The 23,615-nt window shown below is 42.1% G+C and carries 28 protein-coding genes; 6 read left to right on the top strand and 22 right to left on the bottom strand.

The genetic code is table 11. The features are described 5' to 3' along the window. Window positions 1–106: 106 nt before the first annotated feature. Together BK139_RS16885 and BK139_RS16880 are read right to left on the bottom strand one after the other, a co-directional pair. Window positions 107–1,027, bottom strand: a complete 921-nt coding sequence (locus BK139_RS16885; RefSeq protein WP_076261052.1) for a CobW family GTP-binding protein — start codon at window positions 1,025–1,027, stop codon at window positions 107–109. Further along, window positions 1,020–1,421, bottom strand: coding sequence for a hypothetical protein (locus tag BK139_RS16880; RefSeq protein ID WP_076261049.1), 402 nt, complete (start codon window positions 1,419–1,421; stop codon window positions 1,020–1,022). The genes BK139_RS16885 and BK139_RS16880 overlap by 8 nt, the downstream gene beginning before the upstream one ends. A gap of 114 nt (window positions 1,422–1,535) precedes the next feature. Between BK139_RS16880 and BK139_RS16875 the strand changes: the two genes are divergently transcribed. Further along, window positions 1,536–2,153, top strand: coding sequence for a class I SAM-dependent methyltransferase (locus BK139_RS16875; protein ID WP_076261046.1), 618 nt, complete (start codon window positions 1,536–1,538; stop codon window positions 2,151–2,153). A gap of 36 nt (window positions 2,154–2,189) precedes the next feature. Here the strand turns inward: BK139_RS16875 and BK139_RS16870 are convergent, their stop codons facing one another. The 3 genes from BK139_RS16870 to BK139_RS16860 all read right to left on the bottom strand — a co-directional run bounded on the left by BK139_RS16870 (window position 2,190) and on the right by BK139_RS16860 (window position 5,111). Further along, complete coding sequence (locus tag BK139_RS16870) at window positions 2,190–3,116, bottom strand: LCP family protein (protein ID WP_286149045.1); 927 nt, start codon at window positions 3,114–3,116, stop codon at window positions 2,190–2,192. Window positions 3,117–3,281: 165 nt separating this feature from the next. Beyond that, complete coding sequence (locus BK139_RS16865) at window positions 3,282–4,760, bottom strand: lmo1851 family serine protease (RefSeq protein ID WP_076261041.1); 1,479 nt, start codon at window positions 4,758–4,760, stop codon at window positions 3,282–3,284. A 144-nt stretch (window positions 4,761–4,904) separates the two neighbouring features. Further along, window positions 4,905–5,111, bottom strand: coding sequence for a heavy-metal-associated domain-containing protein (locus tag BK139_RS16860; RefSeq protein WP_076261038.1), 207 nt, complete (start codon window positions 5,109–5,111; stop codon window positions 4,905–4,907). A gap of 255 nt (window positions 5,112–5,366) precedes the next feature. Between BK139_RS16860 and BK139_RS16855 the strand changes: the two genes are divergently transcribed. Continuing rightward, a complete protein-coding gene (locus BK139_RS16855; RefSeq protein WP_286149044.1) occupies window positions 5,367–5,615 on the top strand; it encodes a hypothetical protein in 249 nt (82 codons plus the stop codon). A 20-nt stretch (window positions 5,616–5,635) separates the two neighbouring features. Here the strand turns inward: BK139_RS16855 and BK139_RS16850 are convergent, their stop codons facing one another. Both BK139_RS16850 and deoD read right to left on the bottom strand, forming a co-directional pair. Next, window positions 5,636–6,508: a M15 family metallopeptidase gene (locus BK139_RS16850; protein ID WP_076261034.1), complete on the bottom strand. Its 873-nt coding sequence runs from the start codon at window positions 6,506–6,508 to the stop codon at window positions 5,636–5,638. Between the two features lie 176 nt (window positions 6,509–6,684). Continuing rightward, on the bottom strand, window positions 6,685–7,389 hold the full coding sequence (deoD, locus tag BK139_RS16845) for a purine-nucleoside phosphorylase (protein WP_076261031.1): 705 nt from the start codon (window positions 7,387–7,389) through the stop codon (window positions 6,685–6,687). A gap of 153 nt (window positions 7,390–7,542) precedes the next feature. On the opposite strand from deoD, the gene BK139_RS24435 reads away from it, so the two are divergent. Both BK139_RS24435 and BK139_RS24080 read left to right on the top strand, forming a co-directional pair. Continuing rightward, window positions 7,543–7,671, top strand: a complete 129-nt coding sequence (locus BK139_RS24435) for a hypothetical protein (RefSeq protein ID WP_268745125.1) — start codon at window positions 7,543–7,545, stop codon at window positions 7,669–7,671. A 15-nt stretch (window positions 7,672–7,686) separates the two neighbouring features. Continuing rightward, on the top strand, window positions 7,687–7,836 hold the full coding sequence (locus BK139_RS24080; protein WP_175609146.1) for a hypothetical protein: 150 nt from the start codon (window positions 7,687–7,689) through the stop codon (window positions 7,834–7,836). A gap of 51 nt (window positions 7,837–7,887) precedes the next feature. Here BK139_RS24080 and BK139_RS16840 read toward each other — a convergent pair whose 3' ends face one another. After that, complete coding sequence (locus BK139_RS16840; RefSeq protein ID WP_076261029.1) at window positions 7,888–8,196, bottom strand: YodL domain-containing protein; 309 nt, start codon at window positions 8,194–8,196, stop codon at window positions 7,888–7,890. A gap of 297 nt (window positions 8,197–8,493) precedes the next feature. Between BK139_RS16840 and BK139_RS16835 the strand changes: the two genes are divergently transcribed. After that, a complete protein-coding gene (locus BK139_RS16835) occupies window positions 8,494–9,351 on the top strand; it encodes a glycerophosphodiester phosphodiesterase (protein ID WP_286149043.1) in 858 nt (285 codons plus the stop codon). A gap of 72 nt (window positions 9,352–9,423) precedes the next feature. Here the strand turns inward: BK139_RS16835 and BK139_RS16830 are convergent, their stop codons facing one another. Further along, window positions 9,424–10,194, bottom strand: a complete 771-nt coding sequence (locus BK139_RS16830) for a sporulation protein (protein ID WP_076261026.1) — start codon at window positions 10,192–10,194, stop codon at window positions 9,424–9,426. 250 nt (window positions 10,195–10,444) lie between these two features. Further along, window positions 10,445–10,618, bottom strand: a complete 174-nt coding sequence (locus BK139_RS16825) for a YozD family protein (RefSeq protein ID WP_009332582.1) — start codon at window positions 10,616–10,618, stop codon at window positions 10,445–10,447. A 164-nt stretch (window positions 10,619–10,782) separates the two neighbouring features. Between BK139_RS16825 and BK139_RS24075 the strand changes: the two genes are divergently transcribed. Next, on the top strand, window positions 10,783–10,944 hold the full coding sequence (locus BK139_RS24075; RefSeq protein WP_175609145.1) for a hypothetical protein: 162 nt from the start codon (window positions 10,783–10,785) through the stop codon (window positions 10,942–10,944). 24 nt (window positions 10,945–10,968) lie between these two features. On the opposite strand, the gene BK139_RS16820 is transcribed toward BK139_RS24075, so the two are convergent. The 12 genes from BK139_RS16820 to BK139_RS16760 all read right to left on the bottom strand — a co-directional run bounded on the left by BK139_RS16820 (window position 10,969) and on the right by BK139_RS16760 (window position 23,582). Further along, window positions 10,969–11,664: a hypothetical protein gene (locus tag BK139_RS16820; RefSeq protein WP_076261024.1), complete on the bottom strand. Its 696-nt coding sequence runs from the start codon at window positions 11,662–11,664 to the stop codon at window positions 10,969–10,971. Window positions 11,665–12,056: 392 nt separating this feature from the next. Next, window positions 12,057–12,278 (bottom strand): YozE family protein, encoded by a 222-nt coding sequence (locus tag BK139_RS16810; protein WP_076261018.1) that lies wholly within the window; start codon window positions 12,276–12,278, stop codon window positions 12,057–12,059. Window positions 12,279–12,401: 123 nt separating this feature from the next. After that, window positions 12,402–12,695, bottom strand: coding sequence for a YokU family protein (locus BK139_RS16805; protein WP_076261015.1), 294 nt, complete (start codon window positions 12,693–12,695; stop codon window positions 12,402–12,404). A 58-nt stretch (window positions 12,696–12,753) separates the two neighbouring features. Further along, a complete protein-coding gene (gene kamA, locus BK139_RS16800) occupies window positions 12,754–14,136 on the bottom strand; it encodes a lysine 2,3-aminomutase (protein WP_076261012.1) in 1,383 nt (460 codons plus the stop codon). Window positions 14,137–14,291: 155 nt separating this feature from the next. Further along, window positions 14,292–15,734 (bottom strand): sigma-54 interaction domain-containing protein, encoded by a 1,443-nt coding sequence (locus BK139_RS16795; protein ID WP_076261009.1) that lies wholly within the window; start codon window positions 15,732–15,734, stop codon window positions 14,292–14,294. 87 nt (window positions 15,735–15,821) lie between these two features. Then, complete coding sequence (gene ablB / locus BK139_RS16790) at window positions 15,822–16,679, bottom strand: putative beta-lysine N-acetyltransferase (protein WP_076261007.1); 858 nt, start codon at window positions 16,677–16,679, stop codon at window positions 15,822–15,824. A 117-nt stretch (window positions 16,680–16,796) separates the two neighbouring features. After that, the gene (locus BK139_RS16785) at window positions 16,797–18,218 is read right to left on the bottom strand and encodes an aldehyde dehydrogenase family protein (RefSeq protein WP_076261004.1); all 1,422 of its coding nucleotides are present in this window, start codon (window positions 18,216–18,218) and stop codon (window positions 16,797–16,799) included. A 12-nt stretch (window positions 18,219–18,230) separates the two neighbouring features. Beyond that, window positions 18,231–19,562 (bottom strand): 4-aminobutyrate--2-oxoglutarate transaminase, encoded by a 1,332-nt coding sequence (gene gabT / locus BK139_RS16780; RefSeq protein ID WP_076261002.1) that lies wholly within the window; start codon window positions 19,560–19,562, stop codon window positions 18,231–18,233. Between the two features lie 2 nt (window positions 19,563–19,564). Then, window positions 19,565–20,842, bottom strand: a complete 1,278-nt coding sequence (locus BK139_RS16775) for a peptidase (RefSeq protein ID WP_076260999.1) — start codon at window positions 20,840–20,842, stop codon at window positions 19,565–19,567. 39 nt (window positions 20,843–20,881) lie between these two features. Then, window positions 20,882–21,544: a 3-oxoacid CoA-transferase subunit B gene (locus BK139_RS16770; RefSeq protein WP_076260996.1), complete on the bottom strand. Its 663-nt coding sequence runs from the start codon at window positions 21,542–21,544 to the stop codon at window positions 20,882–20,884. Then, the gene (locus tag BK139_RS16765; RefSeq protein ID WP_076260993.1) at window positions 21,529–22,221 is read right to left on the bottom strand and encodes a CoA transferase subunit A; all 693 of its coding nucleotides are present in this window, start codon (window positions 22,219–22,221) and stop codon (window positions 21,529–21,531) included. The genes BK139_RS16770 and BK139_RS16765 overlap by 16 nt, the downstream gene beginning before the upstream one ends. Before the next feature lie 2 nt (window positions 22,222–22,223). Then, the gene (locus tag BK139_RS16760) at window positions 22,224–23,582 is read right to left on the bottom strand and encodes an aspartate aminotransferase family protein (protein ID WP_076260990.1); all 1,359 of its coding nucleotides are present in this window, start codon (window positions 23,580–23,582) and stop codon (window positions 22,224–22,226) included. Between the last annotated feature and the right edge of the window lie 33 nt (window positions 23,583–23,615).

Genomic DNA, 23,615 nt, shown 5'->3' with positions numbered 1-23,615 from the left:
TCGGTTAGGCATTATATAATGAGTTTCCCAAAAAAAGGTTTTCTTCATTCATTCAGGCAATAAAAAAATCACACCATATGAGTGCGATTTTCTTTAAATAACCTGATTAATTAGATGCTTCCAGATTTGTTAACCTTTGTTCGATTTCTGCCCAATCAAGATTCTCCCCAATAAACACCATATTAAGGGGCATATTGATGTTTTCCTGCATATAAAGCGGCATTCCATAAGAAAACTGAAAAAGATACGGGTACTTTGAAGAATTCAGCTTCATATACCCTTTTATTCTGTACACAGTGTCTGGAAGTCCTCTAAGAAAATTCTCAAAATCAGTCTGATTGACAGGTTTTTGAAACTGATAAACGAACGTGCTAAGCTTTAAATCAGAAAAAACATGTGATTTGGAAGCCTTGCTCTTTTTCCCGGAGGACATACCTCTTACCTGCTTCACAGCGATCTTTGAATATGAAGTTAAGATGGTGAACGCCTGGCTGTTAAGACCCTGAATCTCCATTGTAAGCCGCGCCTGTTCTGCCTCGGAAAGTTTATCTGCTTTATTCAAAATTATTAAGTCTGCATGCCTTACCTGCTCAATTAAAAGCTGCTGCACCTGAGGGCTTAACACATTTCGATTAAGCCATCTTGGACTGTCTACAACAGAAATAATGCCTTTTACCTGCATCCTGTCTGCAAAAAGAGGGGAAAGGATGCTATCCAGAACTTCAATGGGATGAGCAGCACCTGTAGTTTCAATATAAATCGCTTCCGGCTTTTCAACCATCAATAATTCCTGAAGCTGCGCCTCAAGCTTATCTGAAATGGTACAGCATATACAGCCGTCAAGCAGCTCTTTTAATGGCACACCCTCATCGACTGCGTCCGAGTCAATTGAAACTTTCCCAAGCTCGTTCATCATGACTGCCACTTTTCTGCCTTGCTTTTTTTCATCCTGGAGCAGCTGCTTTAGAAGCGTCGTTTTCCCGCTCCCAAGAAATCCTGATAATATATATATTTCTGTTTTATTCATACTTTTCCCCTTCTGCACGGTCTGCCAGCATTTCTTCAATCATAAGCATCATTTTCTTCTCTATTGAATCAATATCCAGATTGGTTAAATAACCAACGGAATGAAACATTTCCTGTTTGCATTTCCAGATGGGAATATAAGCATTCGGAAAAAATTCATCCTCCGTCTCAATTCCCAGTTCCAGAATGGATTCATAATCATTTTCAAACACATCGTTTTCTGATGCTTGCCGGCCTTTTATCGTTCTGACCAGGTCCACTGCCAGATTTTCCTCTTCAGTTTGAAAGTTTGTTTTGTACTTATTAAGAAGTTTTTCTGCAAGCTTTTCACATTTTTGTTCAATATCTGATATTTGCCTGCGGGTCTCTTCATTAAGCTTTACTACCTGCTTCAAAGGATCACCTCTTTATAGCTATCCTGTCTAATGACCCATTGTATATGATTTTACCAGTCCATACAAACCATAAGACATATTTGCTATAATTTCTATTAAGGATGGTGGAGAAAAATGCACGAAAATACCGGAGAAAGAATCATACTGGAGGAAATGCCGGTTACTAACGGAATGCTTCTGGAACATTTGGCACGTTACTATTTCGCCCTTTATTACGCTAAAGGAAGAGTGCTTGATATTGCCTGCGGGACAGGGTACGGTTCAAAAATCATGGCAAAGGCCAAGAAAAAGGAAATTAGTGAAATTGTTGCTGTGGACATTGATGAGGGAACACTGAACTATGCCAGACAGCATCATTATCATCCTCTCGTGCAATATATTAAGGCCAATGCGGAAGATGATTCCCTCTCTGAACAATTAGGATTCTTTGATGTGATAACGAGCTTTGAAACGCTTGAACACCTGCCATCAGAAGAAATATTCCTTAACAGTCTTTTTAAGATGCTAAAGCCAGGCGGGACTCTCATTTTATCCACGCCTTTCGGTGCCGGGAGGGGAAAGCCAACAAATGAGCCCTTCCATTTTCACCAGCTGACGGAAGATGAATTTATTGAACTGTTCAAGTCTTACGGAGAGACGGAATTTTACTATCAGAGAAGTGTTCTCATTGAACCAAAAAGAGAAGGTAAACACTACCCTTTCGGGATTGCAGTTTGTGTAAAAAATAGATGAGGAGCCCGCGGGCTCCTCATCATTTTTTCCTTTACACTATTTCTTTTCAGCATCCAAAAACTGCTTAAGCGCTTCTGAGTTTTCTTCAAAATCAAGCTGGAGAACCGAACCGGCATGTTTATATGTTTTATTCTCATAACTATCTTCAACAGGTACCCTGAGTGTTTCAATGTCAGTGACAGGATTCATTAAAAACTTCACACCGAGTGATAATGCTTCTTCCATCTTTAAGTCGGTTTCAACATACTTCATTGCCTGGCTGATTACTTCCGGAAACCTTGCTAAACCGGCAGGTGATGAGAATTGGTTCATCACTTCATCTTTAAGCCCAATCAAAATTTCCTGCTGCCGGTCCACTCTCCCGAAATCACTTTGTCCATCATGGCGAAATCTCACATATGATAAAATGTCGCTTCCCTTAAGCTTTTGTTTTCCCGGCTCCAGATCCAATCCCATATCTTCAATCATGGCGGCACTGACTTCTGCTTCAATTCCGTCCGGGGCAATCGCATCAAGCATCGCTGTAAATCCCTTAAAATCAATAATTGCTGTATGATCGATTTGGACTCCGAAGTTTTGTTCGATGGTATCCTTTAATAAATCCTTGCCGCCTATATAATAAGCATGATTCAACTTGCTGTACATATATTGGTAATCCGGTATTTTTACATAGCTGTCCCTCATAAGAGAGACCAATTTAATGGATTCCCCGGAAGGTTCATAGCTGGCCAGCACAATGGCATCCGAACGTGAATCCTCTTCTCCTCTGCTGTCGACACCAATCAGCAAAAAGTTTTTCGTTTCATTTACAATCGCCGAGGGCTCTTTATTCTCCTTTTCGGACTCGACGATCTCCGTTTCCTGCTCTGCATTATTGTTATCTTTCTGCTGAAAAGACGTGCAGCCGGAAAGTATAGCTGCAGCCACTACAAATAGAATCATAATTTTTTTCAAGCATATCACCCCTGCGTTGCTTTATAGTTAAGTTTACTACCATTGTGGGAAAGAGAAACGCTTTCTATACCCACTTTCTGGAACAGTACTTGAACAGTACTTGAACTGTCCCCACCTGCCGCTAATCGCTTGAGAAATGATGAAAAAAAGCTCTCCGGATCGGAGAGCTTTAGATTAAGACCCTATTTGTTTTTTCAGCACTTCAGCTGCTTTTTGAATTTGCGTATCATTTTGGTCGATTTTTTCACGGAGTTTTTCCATCAGCCTAAGAGTAGACTGCCCTGATAATACTCCATTTTGATCAAGCTTTTCAGCAGCCTGGAATTCCTTTACAGCTGCTTCCGTCTTTTCATCAAAGAAACCGTCTTCCCTTCCAGGATTATATCCCAGAGCTTTCAGCATAGCTTGAGCTGCTTTAACCTGAGCTGAAGAAGCAGAAAGCTTTAATTCAGTGTCTGGATTAATAAATGGCAGTGAAGCGTATTCCGGCAAGGCCACTTTGTGGTCAGGTGTAATTCCCTTTTTATGAATCCAATTCCCATCCGGTGTCAGCCATTTTTCAGTAGTGAATTTCATGTTTGACCCATCTGAGAAGTCCTGTGCACGCTGGACGGTGCCTTTCCCAAACGATTTTTCACCGACAAGCGGCACATCTGCGGATTCGTGTACTGCCGCAGCCAGAATTTCTGATGCACTGGCACTTCCTTTATCAATCACAACGACTAAAGGTATATTCGGGTTTTCTTCTCTCTTTGATTTTACTTCTTCTCTGTTTCCATTGCGGTCTTCAATTTGGAATAATATCTCGCCATCCGGGACAAACAGGCTGGAGATTTCCACTGCCTGATCCAGAAGGCCGCCTGGATTCTGGCGAAGATCAAGGATTAATCCTTTCATGCCCTGCTTCTGCAGTTCATTCAGAGTTTTCACCAGTTCTTTAGAAGTATTTTCCGAGAATGTAGTAATCTGTACTTTTGCAATACCATCTTCCAGCATTTCGCCATAGACGGTTTCAAGCGGAATCGTATCGCGTGTAATGGAAATATTCATTGGCTCATCTGTGCCGGGACGCTGAACTGCAAGTTCCACTTTAGTCCCTTTTTCGCCTCTGATCAGCATAACGGCCTCTGTAGAGCTCATCCCCTGAAGGCTTTTTCCATCAACTGAGAGAACCTTGTCATTTGGCCTTAGCCCGGCTTTTTCAGCAGGTGAACCTTTCAATGGGGATACAATGACTATGTAGCCTTCCTGTTCCTGGATTTCAGCTCCGATTCCTTCAAAAGAGGACGAAATACTCTGATGAAAGTTTTCGGCTTCTTCTTCATTCATATAGTCCGAGTATGGATCATCCAGCGCTTCAAGCATACCGTTAATAGCGCCATTTATAAGGCTACTTTGATCCACTTCCTGGAAATAGTTTGCTTTCAGGGTATCATAAGCTGTATACAGCTTATCAAATTCCCTTCTTTCGCTTGATCCCACATCTACTGCCTTTTCATCTCCAAAGGCCAGTGCAAAGGTAGTAATCCCAGCTGAAAGGAACACAATAAAAAACAGCAGCATTACAAAATGAAACTTTTTCATGCGGATAAAACCTGAATGGTTATTATCTGGTGTTTCAGAAGTTTCTTTGTTTAAATCTTCATTTTGCAAACTTTTTCACCACTTTCGTCACCGTAAAATAACTATGTACAATCCTTAATGATTAGAATAACATTTATCGAATAAATAACAAAGAAAAATGTGTGCAGCGATTAAAAGAGCGCCAGCAAAATATGCATGGCGCTCTTTCTTATGTCAGGCTACCCCATAGCCCTGGTCTTCTATCGCTTTAATCAAATGTTCCTTATCAGATTTTTCAGGGTCATAGACGATTTCTGCATGTTCATCATGAAAGGCAATCGAGACGCTTGCCACTCCATCGATGGAGAGAAGGGCATTTTTGACTGCCTCTTCACAATGGCCGCAGGTCATGCCTGCAACTTTAAACGAAACTTTTTCCAAAGCATGTGCCTCCTTTTTACAAGTAAACCTTACATTATTAATACCTCATTGAAGGAGGTTTATAAACATCAGGTAAACAGACAGCCGGCCAGGCAATGCTTCACTTGAATTAAAGCGGCATTTACATCAGGAAAATAAAAGATTAATGTTTTGCCGGTATAAACATATTTTATTATAAAGCCATTTTAAAACCCTCTATCTAACCTTTCATCGTCCAGCCCTCAGCTCTCCCAGCACTTTCTTAAGGGGTGAATTATGATGTTAACCGCAATATTATGGATAAGCTTCGCATTTTCCCTAATCAGCCTAATTGCCGGGATCATGAATCAGTCTTGGAAACTTGCTCTATTAAGTTTTTTTCTGCTGCTGCCATTGGGATATTCTTTAGCAGGGGCAGAAAATGTGCTCCGTTTTCTATCAGGCCTTCCAGCTGTACCCTTCATTTTAGCGGTTATATTCTATTTTCAATCAGGAAAAAGCAGTCTGAAGGAGAAAGGCAAATAAAAAGAGGCCATTCTGGCCTCTTAGATTTTTTTAACAATATCAAAGTACTCTTCCAAAGTCCATTTCTTTTCATAAATGACTTTAGCAGCTTCATGGCCCACATAACGGAAATGCCAAGGCTCATATTTATAACCTGTGATGGCTTCTTTTCCTTTTGGATAGCGGAGAATAAATCCATAGCGATGCGCATTATTGGCAAGCCACTTTCCTTCCTTTGTTTCCCCGAATTCTTCGGAAAGCTCCAGACTTGCACTTCTGCTGGAAATATCCATTGTAAGTCCTGTCTGATGTTCACTGCTTCCGGGAATCGCCACAGCATGGACCGCTTTTTCTTTACCAACTCTATTTACTTCGGCATCAAAAACTTCCGATTGCCGTGTAAATGAGCGATAGCCGGATACAGCAAATAATTCCACACCTTCATTCAATGCTCCTGTAAACAGCTTTTCCAGCTCTTCAGCTGCGTCCTGACGCATATAGCTCTTTTCCAAATCTAACTTTCCGTAAGAAAATGCGACATCCGGGATCATTAGCTTGGATGGTTCATAGCCATCCGGAAGGCTGAATTGTTTATTCACCAGGACCATCACATTATCAGGGTTCTGAATAATATTTCTGCCATCCACAGTTTTAATATCATTAAAATATGAAGCTTCCAATGAAAGAGGATCCTTTTGAATATTTTCTTTGCCTTCATTGCCTGCTTCCCCGGCACTGTTTTCTTCTCTATTTAGTGATTCATTTTCTTGAGAAGGTTCATCGAGGCTTTTATCTTCCCCAAGGAACGGAATTTTTTCAATAAGCGGCTTTGCTTTATCCAAATACGGATCAAGCTGGCTGCAGCCGGAAAGCAGAAGGCTGAGGGTCCCTGCCATAATTATGATCTTCTTCATTCAAACTCACCTGTCTTTTTATTTCTTTGCAACATTACTATTTTAACACTACACGTCAACTAGTCCATAATTGTGTTAAAAACAGGACAAACGGCACAAATATCATTTTTAATAATTTCAAAATTACACTCTTCAAAAAAAATAAAACTGGCTCAGGTGAACCAGTTTCATCTATATTATTCCTTAATAGCAGCTTCAAGTGCCACTTCGATCATTTCATTGAAGGTGGTTTGTCTTTCTTCAGCAGTCGTTTCCTCACCTGTCAGGATGTGATCACTGACTGTTAGGACAGATAGTGCTTTGCGGTCAAACTTCGCTGCAAGTGTATATAGAGCGGCTGTTTCCATCTCAATTGCCAGAATCTGATACTTTGCCCATTTTTCAAGTTCCGAATTGTCATTATAGAACATGTCAGCTGTGAAGACATTTCCGACTTTAAGGTTTAATCCTTTTTCAACACCTGCATCATAAGCTTTTTTCAATAGATCAAAATTGGCTGTCGGCGCAAAGTCAACCCCTCCGAAAGTGAGCCTGTTCATTTGGGAATCTGTAGAAGAGCTCATCGCAAGGATTACATCGCGAACCTTTACATCTTTTTGAATCGCACCGCACGTTCCTACTCTAATCAGGTTTTGGACATTATAGCTTTGCATCAGTTCATTGATATAGATGGAAATGGATGGAACTCCCATGCCTGTACCCTGAACTGATATGCGCTTCCCTTTATACGTTCCTGTATAGCCAAACATGTTGCGGACTTCATTGTAGCACTCCGCATTTTCTAAAAATGTTTCTGCAATATATTTTGCACGCAAAGGGTCTCCAGGAAGCAGGACCGTTTCCGCAATTTCATTTTCTTTAGCACCAATATGTACGCTCATAAATCTAACCTCCAAATTAATTCTGAAGCTGATGTAAATGCTTCCAAGTCACACTATACCATATGTGCCACCAGTTAGAAACAAATAAGGCAGGGCATGTTTTTTCCCCGTGCGGGAAAGCTAATTTTAGCTTTTCCAAAGGAGGTTGTAATCATGCCGCAAAAAGGAATGAGCAAAAAACTCAGGCAGGCAGTCCAGCATGCCAATGAGACAAATCCATCTTCCAGGGCTAATACTGAGCCTAATACATCCAAAACAGTCAAAACAAAAAGCAATCGATAACCGGAGGGACTTAATATGGGCAAAAAGCACCGCAACCGTATAAATTCACCTAAGAAGAATAATCATATTCCTGCTGAAGCCATTGCTGCAGAGCAGGAAGCGCATGGCAAGGAATTCACAGCCAACAAGCGCAAAAACAGTCCGGGATCAAACATAACCGAATAGACTTTTAATAAAAATTAACAGGAGAGCTATTATGCCCTCCTGTTTTCTTATTTATCTAATATGTATCCTATTAACTTCTTCCCAGCCGCCAGGCTTCAGCTGATAATAAAATTGCCCTCTTCTGCCTTCATCAATATAGAGTATATCTCCTGTGGAAATAAACCGGCCATCGAAATCCCCCGGGATCCGATCATGCACATTAAACTTTCTAAAAACTGATTCAAGACATTCATCATGAGTCAAAGCTTCTACATTAAGGCGATATACTTGCTGAAAGCCTTTTTTGCCCCTGAATTCAGGTGTTTGAAAGATCGTAACATCATACTTTCTTCTTTTGATCCTTGTTAATTCCTTCAGCATATGGCATCTCCCTCTTATTCCCAGCATCCGTTATTTTTTGGCTGATTCTAATTCACCAAGTGACCTGTCAACTATCGAATAAGGTCTTCAAAAGCATTCTTATGACGATTTCCTGCCAGCTGCCTAAATTTTAGTGAGCAACTTTTCATTACTGTTTAATTAGCCATTTTTCTTGTCGTTTCCTCCATCAAAAAAATTCTATTTTTGTCGATTAACGGATGTTTTCGTTAAGTAAACGCTTTCAAAAATGTTTATTCTGCATATTATGTATAAAAGTCTTATCTGGAGGTGATGAAATTGCTGGTATCCAAAAAGCCTGTTTTGCTTTCAATCATAATTGGAATGTTATTAATGACTATTTCTTATTTTTTTCAGCCTCTCATGCCATTTAAGTCCATCGCACACAGAGGCGCATCGGCACTTGCACCGGAAAACACGCTTGCCTCGTTTGAAAAAGCGATTGAAATGGGTTTTGACTATATCGAGTTAGATGTAAGGCTGAGCAAGGATAAACAGCTGGTTGTTATTCATGACGCTAATGTTTTGCGAACTACCGACGGTGAGGGGCTAATTGAGGAATTAACGGTTAAAGACTTAAAAAAACTGGATGCAGGCTCATGGTTTTCTCCTGCGTATGCCGGTGAAAAAATCCCTTTATTGACTGAAGTATTAAAACAAGCCAGCGGAAAAATAGGAATTATAATTGAAATGAAATCACCTGAAAATCAGCCTGGCATGACAGAAATTCTCGCAGACGTATTAAACTCTTACAAATCCGACAGTCAGATAAAAGTCCAATCTTTTCATATTAATGAAATGAAAAAGTTTCACAAGCTGGCTCCCGAGATTCCTGCTGGCCTGCTGCTGAGCAAACACCTGGACTTGTTTCATTTGGCATCCTACCGCGATTTTGCCTCTTTTCTATCTGTTCACCATCTCCTGCTTTCCAAGTCCTTCATTAATCAAACTGAATTATTCGGTTATGAAATCTACTCGTGGACCATCAGTAAACAATACCAATTTGCAGACATGCAGAGGCTTGGTGTTCACGGCATTATTTCCGATGATGAGAAGAGAATCCCGGATTCAATCATGTACGTGCTCATTACCCCATTTTTAAAAGGACAGGATTTAATTAGAACACTTCTGGCATAACAGCCATAGCATTTTCACTGCCGCAGCCAAAGCAAAAAAACGATGGGTGATGCCCATCGTTTTCTCAATGAATTAAGCATATTTTGCAATGACCGACTGAAGCTTTTGCTGCATATAAGGAATATCTGCATTTGTAACAGTGAAACGGACAAATGTTTCATCCATTTCTAATGCTTCTGCCAGAAATCCGCCTATCCCTCTCGCTTTACGGTCTACTTGCATCATAACCTCGGTCTCTCCGTTTGACAGTGGAGAAAAGACCACTTCCAGTTCATCAAGTTTTCCTCTGAAAGGACCGGAGACTGGAACAAATTCAAACTCCTGGATAAACGGTAGCCTTCTGCGAAGGCGGTGCGGAGCCTGTTCACATTCTGCTTCCCGCAAACGGAATCCCATACTTGAAACAGCGTTCAATACAGAATCCATCAGCGGGGTAGCAGCAACACGAATATAATCCTTATCTGCAGGATCCACCGCGTTTTTTATATCCAGTCCTGTCGTCACCCAAATTTTCGTTTTGCCAAAAGACAAAGGTGTGTCAGCTGGAAGGTTAAAGGTAAAAGGAATTTCCTTTCGTTCATTGGCTGCCAGGGTAAAGGATTGGGCAAGCCTGAAACGGTCAATCAGACCGGAGACTGTATATTTTTTATCATCTGATTCTTTAATATAAGTAGTATTCAATGAAAGGTAAATATCATCAATTTTCTGTTCAGTGCTGCCCCCTGTAATCTCAACCACGCCTCTGAGGGCTTCGCCCGGAACTGCTGAATCCTTTTCAAGTTTCGTATCCACTTTTGCTGATCCAATTCCCACACTTGCCAAAACCTTATTAAAAAATGACATATGCTTCTCTCCCTGTTTCTTTTTTTATTTTTACTGCCATATATAAAGCAAAGCACTTATTTCTCTTAGATATACGTTCTTATTAACAAGAAGGTTTCATTTTCAGTGGTGGCAGCACATATTTTTTTTCGGAATTGCTGCGTTCACTGCGTACCCACAGAAAATGCTGTGATTAGAAATATGTATGTGTAAGATGTTCCTGCTGCTCCGCAAAAAAATGACGAGCATCGTTCCTCGTCATTTTTCTATATCAGTCATCTTCAATTTCTTCATCAATGATGCACTTTTGCAGCAGGTACTCAAACGTGATATCTGCAAGTTCATCCAATTCTCCTTCAGTAGGCACATATCCCCTTTTTGCCAGCTCATGAAAGAAAAACTCAGCAATTTCTTCTGTATCTATTACGACTTCTATTTCCTTCACAGCAACGCCCCCTTTGTACAAAATGTATGAAGCACTCCCTGGATTCATGCAGAACAAGCCATATTCTTTATTTTATTTTCGATGCATTTTTCTCCAGTCAGGACATACATATAGGATAAATAGCCAGCAGCAATCCATTTTATACAAATTGAGGAGGCAGCGACATGTCCAGTATATCCAGACTAGCCCTACTAATTAAAGAAGATGTCAATCGTGAAGAAAGCTCAATAATAAATCTTTATAGCAATCTATTAAATGCCTGGTTCAAGCTCGTCATATGGTTTGGCGTCCCATTTTTACTGTATCTCCTGGCCACCTGGCTCTAAAAAGCGCTTAAATATCTGTGCTTTTTACACAGTGCTCTTATCATCATTGTTGGCAATATGCTTCAGCTTTCTGAGTATAACCCGCATGATATGCTTATACTCATCATCCTGAAACATTTCATAAAGAATACGATAATCATTGTATATATCAAGCAAGCCATCAATCAGCACTTTTCTTTCTTTTATCCCATCGAGCAATTCCTTTTCTGCCTTGCGGAATGAATGTGCCGTTTCCCTTAATTCAGGAAGCTTTTCTTTTTTATTGATCATATAGAGGAGCCCCAGCTTTTGAATAAATGCATCAGCACTTTCAGCATCCGCAACGAGTGTCAGCTCTTCTTCCCCTGCTTCCAGCCATTCCCCGTCATTAATTCTTGAGAGCTCATAAATAACATCTTCCCATGCATCTTCTTTGTATCTCCAAATTTCCGTCCTGAAGCCTACGATTTTGAAAAGATCCGAACCATACCCCTTGACTTGAACAAGGTCGCCAAAAAAGTATTTATATTCGATGTCAATATGCTCCTTTTCCATGATCTCACCTTCATACTCAGACAGCATTTGAAGGCTGGATTCCATATATAGACCTTCACTTTTATTGACTTCATAGACGTACATATCATCTAGCCACTTTACATCTGTTACTTTTCCGACTGTACCATAAATAGTGATCACGACTGTATCACCGATTTTGTACTTGGGTTTTTTCTTTTTGCTCATTTCCTCCATCCTCTCAATGACTGAGTCGTGAGTAGTGAATACAATAGTATATGCACTTTTTATGAAAATCGTCCGTACGTTCATCACAAACAGACACCTCAAAATAAAGATGAATTTTACATTTAAATTCATCCCGTTGCTTTCCGCGGGGAGGAACGGGAGCCTCCTCGGCTTCGCCTGTGGGGTCTCCCGCTCCCTCTCCTCCCGCAGGACATTGAATAAGCTTCCTCGAATGAACACCGCACGAAGGAAATGCTTCAGCATTTTCGAGGATCAAGTGTCCACAGCGAAGATCGACTCAGTAAATTAAACTAAGATATTAAAACAAGAGATTTTAAGAAAACAGCATAAATAAAAAACACTCCAGAGCAGGAGTGTTTCAATTTGTCCGTTCAGCTTTCAGATAGTATATACAACTGCCAGGCTTCATCGAAAATAGACATGGTTTCCAGATAGCTTCCGTTCAGTTCAAGATAAGAGCTTACCTCATCATAATCATAAGCTGTTTTTGGAAAGCTGTGGTCCTCATATGCGTCATTGGCAAAACGGCTGATGTTATCTTTTGGTGCTGGATGTCTGTATTTCATTAAAAAGTGATAGAAAGTTTTTGACATATTAACGCCTTCCTTTTTATTCTGTCGTACATTAATTTATTTTCTACTATAATCGAATTGTACCAAGCTCGTCTACTTATACATATTAAAGGCAGCCCGCATATCGGCGGGCTGCCCTTTTCCTCACTTTTCATAGGAAGAGAAATCAAAATAATTTCGCTTCAGCAGCCTTGGCTGCTCCATCAATTTTTCATAATTTATTTCTTTTCCGATCTTCTTCACATCAATCAAAAATAGCTGGTCCTCAATCGACTTAACAAGCTCATCTGACTGGTAAACCATATCACAATCCCTGCAGGAAATGGAAGGTGTCTCATTTATTTGGATGGCTCTTGTTCCATCAGGCAGCTCCCAATAAACCGTTTCACTGCTTTCACTTATATTTTGGCTTTCACACCAGGCACATTTATTTCCCATTCCTGTCCTCCTATTCCTTGGCAGCTGCAGCTTCTGAACCTGCCTCTGCTGCAGGGCTCTACTTTGTCTGCTGGGCATTGAATTTCTTTTCCTTTAGTTCATCCCGTTTACCACGCTTATCTTTCAAAGAACTATGCTGTGGGTCGCTGTCATATTTTTCGCGGCGATCCAGCCTTGCCAGGCCTTCAGGCACCAGGTTGAACTGCTGGTCATTCATTAGCGCGGCAATGCCCACATTTGATTTTTTCTCATCCATATCAGGATAAATTTCTTTAAAGTAGCCTTCTGCACGGCCTGGGACATAGTTTTCAGGCTCAGGATACGTGGTGATTACACCTTCGAAATTGCGGAGGATCACTTTGTCTGCACTTTGAGAAATCAAATAATTCGGCTGCAGTGAAATCTTTCCGCCTCCGCCAGGCGCATCGACCACAAAAGTCGGAACAGCATAGCCCGATGTATGCCCCCTTAACCCTTCAATAATTTCAAGCCCTTTCGAAACCGGAGCACGGAAATGGCCAATGCCTTCAGAAAGATCACATTGGTAAATGTAATAAGGGCGTACCCGGATTTTAACAAGGTCATGCATTAGTCTTTTCATAATAGGAACGCTGTCGTTTATGCCTGCCAAAATAACGGATTGGTTGCCAACCGGAACACCTGCATTTGCCAGCATCTCACATGCTCTCTTGGAATCTTCGGTAATTTCAATAGAAGTATTAAAATGTGTATTCAGCCATACGGGATGATACTTCTTCAGGATATTGCATAAATTCTCGGTAATCCGCTGGGGAAATACAACAGGTGCCCGCGTACCGATTCTGATGATTTCGACATGATCGATTTCCCGCAAATTTTTCAGAATGTATTCAAGAATATTGTCATTGATCAAAAGTCCGTCTCCGCCGGAAATGAGAACATCTCTAACCTGAGGAGCACTCCTGATATAGCTGATCGCTGCATCCAGCTGTTTTTTCGGTACACCCATGCCGATTTGTCCGGAAAATCTTCTTCTTGTACAATAACGGCAATACATTGAACATTGATTTGTTACCAAAAATAAGACCCGGTCAGGGTAGCGGTGTGTTAATCCCGGAACTGGGGAGTCTTCATCCTCGTGCAGCGGATCTTCAAGATCATATTTAGTTTTATAGATTTCATTTGAAATAGGGACGGATTGCATCCTTACCGGACACCGGGGGTCATCCGGATTCATTAGTGAAGCATAATAAGGTGTAATATTTAAAGGTATGGTTTTTGCAGAAATCCTGACTCCTTCCTCCTCTTCAGGTGTAAGGTTAATCACCTTTTTCAAATCATCAACTGTCCGAATGGTGTTCGTCAGCTGCCAGAGCCAATCATTCCATTGTTCTTCTGTGACGTCCTTCCATAGCTCAATATCTTTCCAATGCCGATCCGGTTTATATAAAAAGCTCTTCATCTCTATTCCCCCTATATGAATTTCTATATAATACACATTGCAAGTTTCATGCCAATTCTGAATATTTCGTACTATCATATGAAACCCCTTCCGGATTGGCGATTGTTTGCAGCTCAAGGGATCCTTTCATTTCCGCTAAAACAAAAAAGTGCCGATTACTCGGCACCTTCATGAGTGTTACTCACCAGAATTCTGTTATTCATTTCAATATTATACTTGGCCAGTTTATATTGCAGTGTCTGACGGGGCACCTCTAATAGCTTTGCGGCTTTTTTTATATTTCCGTTTGTTTCTAGAAGAGCTTTTTCGATTAAAGCTTTTTCCTGCTTTTCCATACTCGCCTTTAATGGCTGGACTTTTACTGAAAAATCCTGTTTATTCTTTTGAAGCTGCTGTTTCATTATAACTGGCAAATCCTCAGCTTTAAGAAAGTCTTCTTCACAGACATTTATCATGTACTCGATTGTATGCTTTAATTCCCTGACGTTTCCGGGCCAATGGTATTGTCTGAAAAAGGCCAGCACATCCTCTCCGATTCCTGAGAGATTTTTTTGCAACATCTGATTAAACCGTCTAATAAAATGATGGGCAAGAAATTCAATATCTTCCTTTCTCTCCCTTAGAGGAAGGAGCCCGAATGTGAGAACGTTTAAGCGGTAAAATAAGTCCTTTCTCATTTGGTTCTTCTCAAGTGCTTCCACTGGATGGATATTCATGGCTGCAATCACCCGTACATTGACCCGTGAGCTCTTCGGGCTTCCTACTCTTCGGACAATGCCATCCTCAAGCACTCTCAGCAGTTTAGCCTGCAGCTCAATCGGCATGGCATGTATTTCATCGAGAAAAAGTGTCCCGCCATCGGCTAATTCAAATAGCCCCGGCCGATCTACCGCTCCTGTATAGCTTCCTTTAGCAGTCCCAAAAAGAATGCTTTCAAGCAAGGACTCCGGTATTGCCGCACAGTTCTGGGCAATAAATGGGCCTTCAGTTCTTGAGGAAGCATGATGAAGCCCCTGAACAAAGAGCTCCTTTCCGCACCCGCTTTCCCCAAACACAAGAATGGAAGAATCAGACTTTGCCAGTTTGGCTGCTTCCTTTTTAATATTTTTCATTTCCTTATTTATTGTAAGAAGGCTATCCAATGTATACTGTACATTATTGGCAGCAGCCGCTTTTTTTGGGGGCTGTTTTATTTTTTTGCGCAAATCAAGAAGGCTTTCAGAAAGAAGCTTCAATCTGGAATAGTCCTTGGCAATCTCGACAGCTCCCGCTACCTTCCCATTAACAGTTATAGGGAGAGTGGTATTGATGGTTTCTATTTGTGCACCATGGAGGTTTACATAGGACTGAGTCTGATTATATATCGGTGTTTCTGTTTTCATAACCTTTAATAAAGTGCTTGTCTCTTTATCCAATGAAGGAAAGACTTTCAGAACAGATTTTCCGATTACCTCAGAAACCTCCAGACCATCATGTCTTGCAGCTATTTCATTATAAAATATGGTAATTCCATTCAAATCCACTACATGAATCCCTTCATCAATGCCTTTTAATATGGCGGCCAGAACTTCTTTAGAAATACTTTGAGTTTCAATCATTAAATCCCCCCTGCTTATGTATATGACAGGGTGCCGAAAACCTGTCAGGATTGTGCCGAAAATCCGGCATTTCTTTTTGAGGATCCGTTAATCCGAATGGGCCAAATTCTTTACCCAGACATTCATATTTTCAAGTTTATCGAAAATATAGCAGTTGTTAAGAAGACGGCCCCGATAGGAATAGCCAAGCTGATGCAGAACGGCATTCATACCGAATGACAGCGCTCTGGCGATGGAGTAGGCACAGAATACACCCTGCGATTTTAGATCTTTTTCCAATTTTTCGAGGAGTATTTTCATTAAACCATGTTTACGGTGTGATGGGAGTGTCGCACAATCTGTCAGTTCTGCGTTTTTATAAAAAAGATTGACCTCCGCTGATGCAGCACTGACAAGTTCACCTTTATACTGAAATGCGTAATAAATGGTGCCCTCCCGGATTGTCTTTTTTATATATGAGGGATCATGGAGAGGTGTTGGATAAATCTTAAATACTTCACGGTATAGTTCAGCCATTTTTTCAGCATCCTGCTCCGTTATTTTTATAAGCTGATATTCAGAGGGAGGCATAATGACATCGGGGTTTCTTTCAAGGGCGGTTACATTTTTAACGATGCTGTCTTCAGAGATCCAGTGTCCATTATTTCTTCTTTCATCTGAAAAATACTTGCAGAAAAAGTATTGATCAGAACCGTGGAAATACCCGTCAATAACAGCCTCGCACTGAAATCCCATCGAAAGAAGATCTATATAATTCTCAACTCTTCCCCTGAAAATTAATTTCTCACACTGGTGTTCTTTTGCTGTTTTCTCTGCTTCATGGACGGCACCTGCCAATTCACCTGCATAATCGTCAACCCTTAATCGTTTATTGAATGGATCCAGGTAGAGTTCGGCCACAAAGTCTTCTTTTTTTATTGTTTTTATTGAAGCAGTATTATTCATTGCTATGACCCCCTTCTATTAATAAAACTGCCCGGCCAAAGGGCCAGGCATTATGAAAACTTAAAGAATAACGGCCAAAACAGCAACTTTATCAGCTAAGTATTCTTCCTTTTCATCTTAGTCAATTTTAAAGCTGATCAGCTTCATCTCTGTCATTTCTTCAACAGCATATTTGATTCCTTCACGTCCCATTCCGCTCATTTTCACTCCGCCATATGGCATGTGGTCTACACGGAAGGTTGGGAAATCGTTCACCATAACCCCACCCACATGAAGCTCTTTTGCGGCTTTGAAGGCTTTGTTCACATCATTGGTGAAAACACCGGCCTGAAGGCCAAATTCTGAATCATTCACAAGTGCCAGCGCCTCTTCAAAGCTGCTGAATGAATTAATATGAACCACTGGTGCAAATGCTTCCTCACATGAAATTTTTTCAGATTTGTCAACATTCAGCAGAACGGTCGGATACAGGGTATTATCTGTCGCATTCCCGCCAAGAGCAAGCTCCGCTCCGCTTTCTATGGCACTCTTGATCCAGGTCTCTGCGCGTTCAGTGTCACTCCTTGAGATCATCGCTGAAATATCCGTATCCTCATTAAGCGGATCGCCGATTTTCAGCTTTTTGGCTTCCTCTACAAAACGCTCGGCAAATGTCTGATACAGAGACTCATGTACATAGATGCGCTGCACGGAAATACATACCTGACCCTGGAAGGCAAAAGCCCCGGCTGTAATACGCGGGACAATTTTCTCCACGTCTGCATTTTCATCCACAACAACTGCCGAATTGGAACCCAATTCAAGCGTTACTCTCTTCAAGCCTGCATGTTCGCGGATCTGCCTGCCTACTGCAGGGCTGCCTGTAAAAGTAATCATCGATATACGTCCGTCGGCAACAAGTACATCCCCGACCGTTCCGCCGCTTCCGGTTACTACATTCAGCACTCCAGCAGGAAGTCCTGCTCTGTCAAAAATATCAGCAATTTTGTATGCCGACATTGGCGTTTGAGAAGCAGGCTTTAAAACAACCGTGTTGCCGGCAGCAATAGCCGGTCCCACTTTATGCGCAACCAGATTCATAGGAAAATTAAATGGCGTGATGGCTCCGATAATCCCGAGAGGCTCCCGTACTGTATAGGAGACCCTGCCTTCGCCTCCCGGAGCCGCATCCATCGGGATTGTTTCTCCATAAAGTCTGCGAGCTTCCTGGGCAGCGAATTTATATGTCATGATGGTGCGGTCAACTTCTCCTCTGGCAGCCTTTATCGGCTTTGAAGCTTCGAGCGCAATAATTTTTGCGCACTCCTCTTTTTCCTCCTTCAAGATGGCGACCACATTTTCCAGTATTTCCGCCCGTTTATGGGCAGGCATATCAGCCATTATTTTTCTGGATTGTTCTGCAGCATCAATTGCTGACTTCACATCGGAAGGAGCTGCCATGGCAACTTCTGCAATAACATCCCCGCTATAGGGGCTCTTTAATGCTTTGTAATTTTCTGTTTCCTTGAACTTTCCGCTGATCCATAAATGTTGTTTCAATGGAATTCCTCCTTATGTGCAGCATTCACCTATTACTTCTTCCAGTACAGAAAATCCTTCATTAAGCTGTTCATTGGTTGTCACAAGCGGGCTGAGCAAACGAATAATATTGCCATATAAGCCGGCGCTCATTATGATGAGGCCGCGCCTGTGTGCCTTTGACAAGATCTCCTGAACGATTTCTTTATTGGGTTCCTTTGTTTCCTGATCTTTAACAAATTCAATGGCACACATTGCTCCTAAAGAACGTACTTCACCCACTTGCTTATATTTTATAGGAAAATCAGAAAATTTTTCAGTGAAAAGACTTCCGATTTCATTTGCTCTTTCTAATAATCCTTCTTCCTCAATTGTCCGAATCACTTCTAATGCAGCGGCACAGCCTAGCGGACTGCCTCCGTAAGTGCCGCCGATTTCACCAATATTCGGTGAATCCATTATGTCTGACCTTCCAGTTACAGCACTGATCGGCAATCCGGCACCGATCGATTTAGACATGGTCATAAGATCCGGTACAACATCATAATGCTCCATGGCAAACATTTTGCCTGTCCTGCCAAATCCAGTCTGTACCTCATCAGCAATAAAAAGGATTCCATGTTTTTCACAAAGTGCTTTAACACCTTTTACAAAATGGGAAGACGGCATAACAAAACCTCCTTCACCCTGAACAGGCTCCATAATGACAGCGGCGACTTCTTCAGGCGGCACCTCGCTCAGAAAAAACGTTTCGAATCTTTTAAGCAGGGCATAATCATGGTCTTTATCCTTCAGGCCCTCGCTGCGGTAATAATAAGGATAAGGCCATTTATACGTTTCCGGCGCAAATGGCCCGAATTCATATTTATATGGTTTTACCTTGCTCGTTAAACTCATGGACATATAGGTCCGGCCATGAAATCCCCGCTCAAATGATATAATTCCTTTTCTGCCTGTATATTTCCTTGCTATTTTAACCGCATTTTCTACTGCCTCTGCTCCGGTGCTTAAAAAGAAGGTTTTTTTGCTGTGATTGCCGGGTGTAATGCTGTTGAGTTTCTCTGCCAGCTTGATATAAGGCTCATACATCATGACATGAAAGCATGGGTGAAGATATTGGTCAATTTGGGCATGGAGCGCTTCAACAACCCTTGGCGGACAGTGTCCAACATTCAGTGTCCCGATTGCCCCCGCAAAATCAAGAAAAGTATTCCCATCTATATCTGTCAGAAGTGCTCCATCCCCTTTAGCAGCAAATGTCTGCATCGTGTTAAAGGGCCCCTTTGGGACATTCTTCTCTTTTTTAGCCAATAACTCCTTCGCTTTTGGTCCCGGCAGCTCTGTTCTTATATTAATTAATCCCATCCTTAATTCCCCTCTCCCTGATTAGTGCCGCACCATTCCAGTATGGCCAGAGCAATAATTTCAGCCGCATCAAAAACTTCCTCTAAGGAAATAAATTCGTTAACATCATGGGCGGCTTCCGTTACACCTGGGCCGAATACCACAACAGGTGTATTTCCAATTTTAGATATTATGCCTCCATCCGTGCCCCATGGTGATGCCTCAACTGCCGGCTGTTTACCCTTTACAGTTTCAAAGGATTCCGATAATACAGCCATTAAAGGATGATCCTGCTCCAGATCTCCAGGCAGCCAGCGCCCGCCAAACCATTCAACTTGAGGAGGATTCTTTTTAAGCCACGGATCATTTTGTGCTGCTTCCTTCAGGCAATCCTCCAGCTCTTTTTCGGCCGATTTCATCTCTTCATCCGGCGCTACCCCCATCCTTCCCTCTATGACAGCAATATCCGGTACGGAAGATGGCCACTCTCCGCTGTATATTTTTCCGATATTAATAGGAATCGGAATAGGGATTTTTGAATAGAGAGGGTCTTCAATGTTAAGGTTCCTTAACTTCTCAAGCTCCTGAAGCTTTGTCATCACATACATAGCTTTTTCGATGGCATTGACGCCCTCATATCGGGTTCCGCCATGAGCTGAACGTCCTTTGACTGTTATCCGAAACCACATCGAGCCCTGCTGTTTTGGAAATAGTTTCATATTTGTCGGTTCGGGAATGATTGCCCCATCCGCTGAATACCCCCTGAGGACTGCTGCCAATGTACCCGCCCCGCCGCTTTCTTCTTCTATGACACTTTGAAAAATCACATCGCCTTTAACCTTGATTCCAAGCGCAATAATGGCTTCCATAGCAAGCAGGAGCGAAACGGTGCCGCCTTTCATATCGGTCGAACCCCTGCCAAATAGCTTTCCATCTTCAATTCTGCCGCTAAATGGATCATGTTCCCAATCATTTCGGTCTCCCTCCGGAACGACATCAATATGGCCATTGAGGATGATGGACCTTCCTCCGCCTGTTCCTTTCAAAACAGCCACTACATTGGGATTTCCGGAAAAATCCTTTCGATCTGAACAAAAAGCAGGGTGCTTAATCAATTGTTCCTTGCCGATTTCCCAAATATCAAGGGTTAGTCCAAGTTTGCGGCATTTTTCTATGATGACGGCCTGTGCACTGCTTTCATTTCCGCGGATGCTGCCTTCCTGGACCAGCTGCTGAAGAAGTCTTGTTCCTCTTTGCTTATTCTCTTCCATCCATTGTTTAATCTTTGCATGAGTATTCATATTCTCACTCCTTTTTTAAGGCCAAGGCAAATAAATCTATCAATTAATCACTCTCACATTCTCAGCAATAGTAAAACTGCAGCCGGTTTTTGCCCTTACTTCATTTATAGAGTGTGGCGCAAACAAGTCAGTCAGTGTGAGTCCATGAGCTGATATTTGAAAGACAGCCATCTCTGTAATAATCATGTTTACACAGCGTGCTGACGTAAGAGGCAGGGTGCACTCGTTCACAATTTTGGGGTTCCCGTACTTGTCTGTCTGGTTCATAAGGACAATGACTTTTTTTGCTTTTTGGGCAAGCTCCATTGCACCGCCCATACCAGGAACTTTTTTTCCCGGCACAATCCAATTGGCCAGATCCCCTTTTCCGCTTACCTCCAGGGAGCCAAGAATCGTCATATCAACTCTTCCTCTGCGTATCATCCCGAAAGCAATAGTGCTGTCGCAATACGAAGCACCTTTTACAACGGAAACTGGAAAACCTCCTGCATTACAGAGATTTTCATCTTCCTCCCCTTTCTCCGGACTAGGCCCCATGCCTGTAATGCCATTTTCCGCATGAAACATTACATTTGTCCCGGCAGGCAAATGATTGGGCACAAGCGATGGGATTCCAATGCCGAGATTAACAATCATCCCGTTCTTTATTTCCTCTGCAGCACGTTTGGCAATACGATTTCTAATTTCTACTCCCATGCCCATTCCCAATTCACTCCTTTCGAAGGAACGATATAATCGACGAAAACGCCCGGTGTTATAATTTCATCTGGATCCAGGCTGCCAAGCGGGACAATTTCCTCCACTTCCGCAATCGTCATATCACCAGCCATGGCGACAAGAGGGTTTGTGTTTCTGGCACTTTTGTCATAAATCAAGTTCCCGTAAGGATCAGCTTTCTTAGCGAAAATAATCGATATATCAGCAGTCAGGGCAGTCTCGACAAGATACTTTTTTCCGCCAATGCTGCATGTCTGCTTATTGCCGGTCACAATGGCGTTATCAAGGCCAATATCGGAAAGTATGGCAGGTATGCCGACTCCGCCAGCACGTATTCTTTCTGCCAATATCCCCTGGGGTGAAAATTCCACTTCCATTTTTCCATCTGTCATGAGTTGGCCGGCAACGGGATTTGAGCCAATATGAGAAGCAATCATTTTTTTTGCCCTTCCCTGGCTTACCACCTTCCCGATTCCAATATGGGGAAATCCTGAATCATTGCCAATAAGCGTTAAATCTTTGAATCCATTATCCAAGATGCCGTCGATAAGGGATGGAGGGGTGCCAATTCCGCCGAAGCCGCCAAACATAATGATCATGCCGTCCCGAAAATGCTTCATTGCATCATCAAGTTCAATAATCTTATTAAATGTGTTCTCCATTGTTATTCAGCCTCTTCCTCACCAGGGATCAAATGATTTTCCGAGAAAATCTGCAAAGTCTTTTCAAACCTCTTTACCAGATCATCGATTTCCCTTTTGGTAATAGTCAGCGGCGGTGCAATCAATACGGCATCCCCGTCTGTACCATTTATGCCCGCACCTGCAGGGTAAATAAGCAGGCCATGTTCCTGTGCTTCCTGTATTAACCTCTGAGTCAGACCGAAGCTTTTTGTAAACGGCTCTTTTGTCAGAGGATTCATTACAAATTCAAGTCCGACCATCAGCCCTTTTCCCCTTACATCACCAATAAAGGAAAATTTGGATTGCAGCTTAGTCAATTTATTTCTTAAATACACTCCTTTGCTTTCTGCTTCCGGGATAATATTATTTTTCTCAATATATTCAAGCACTGCGAGGGACACTGCACATGACTGCGGATTGGCACTCAAGGTATGACCGCTCATAATGCTTTTTGAACCTGCCAGTATGGGCTCCATTACTTCATCGCTTACAAGTGCAGCCGCAATCGGAGCATACCCGGCGCCCATTCCTTTTCCAAGTGCGACAATATCAGGCTTTACATTCCAATGCTCACAGGCAAGCATGGTGCCTGTTCTGCCAAAACCAGTCATCACCTCATCAGCAATAAATAATATGTCATTCCGCTCACAAATTTCTTTGATTATCCGGTAGTAATCCTTTGGAGGTGTAATAGCCCCCCCTGCAGCCCCAATGACCGGCTCTGCGATAAACGCAGCAATATTCTCTGATCCTATCCGTTTAATGACGGTTTCAAGTTCATGTGCACACAGATAACCGCATTCAGGCGCTTCCAGATTGTAGGGGCACCTATAGCAATATGGAGGATGAATGACAGGGAAATCCTCAAGCAGCGGTATGAAGCGAGCCCTTCTGCCCGTATGTCCTGACATTGATAAAGCTCCAAGGGTTATGCCATGATAGCTCATCCACCTTGAGAGCACCTTTGTTTTTGTCACAATGCCTTTTTCCTGCCAATACTGAATCGCTATTTTCATAGCTGTTTCAGTGGCCTCAGACCCGCTGTTCACAAAAAAGCTCCAATTCAAATCACCAATCGCAGCCTCCGCTATTTTACGGGCAAGCTTTTCAGCTGCCCCGCTCGTAAATTGCGATCGATATACAAACGAAACTTTTTTTGCCTGTTCATGCATTGCCTCAATGATTTCCTCCACACCATGGCCTATATTGGCCGTTATTGCACCGGATGATGCATCCAGGTATTCCTTTCCGTCCGTATCATATAAATAAACTCCCCTGCCATAATCGATGATCGGGTACTGTGCATCAAGCATCGGCTTAATTAAGTTCGACTGGTTCATCAGCGTACTCCCTCCAACTATAATTGCGAAATT

The organism is Paenibacillus sp. FSL R5-0490 (assembly GCF_001956215.1).
Lineage (GTDB): Bacteria > Bacillota > Bacilli > Bacillales > Cytobacillaceae > Cytobacillus.
The sequence above is the reverse complement of the archived record's forward strand: the minus strand, read 5'-3'. Positions and strand labels throughout refer to the sequence as shown.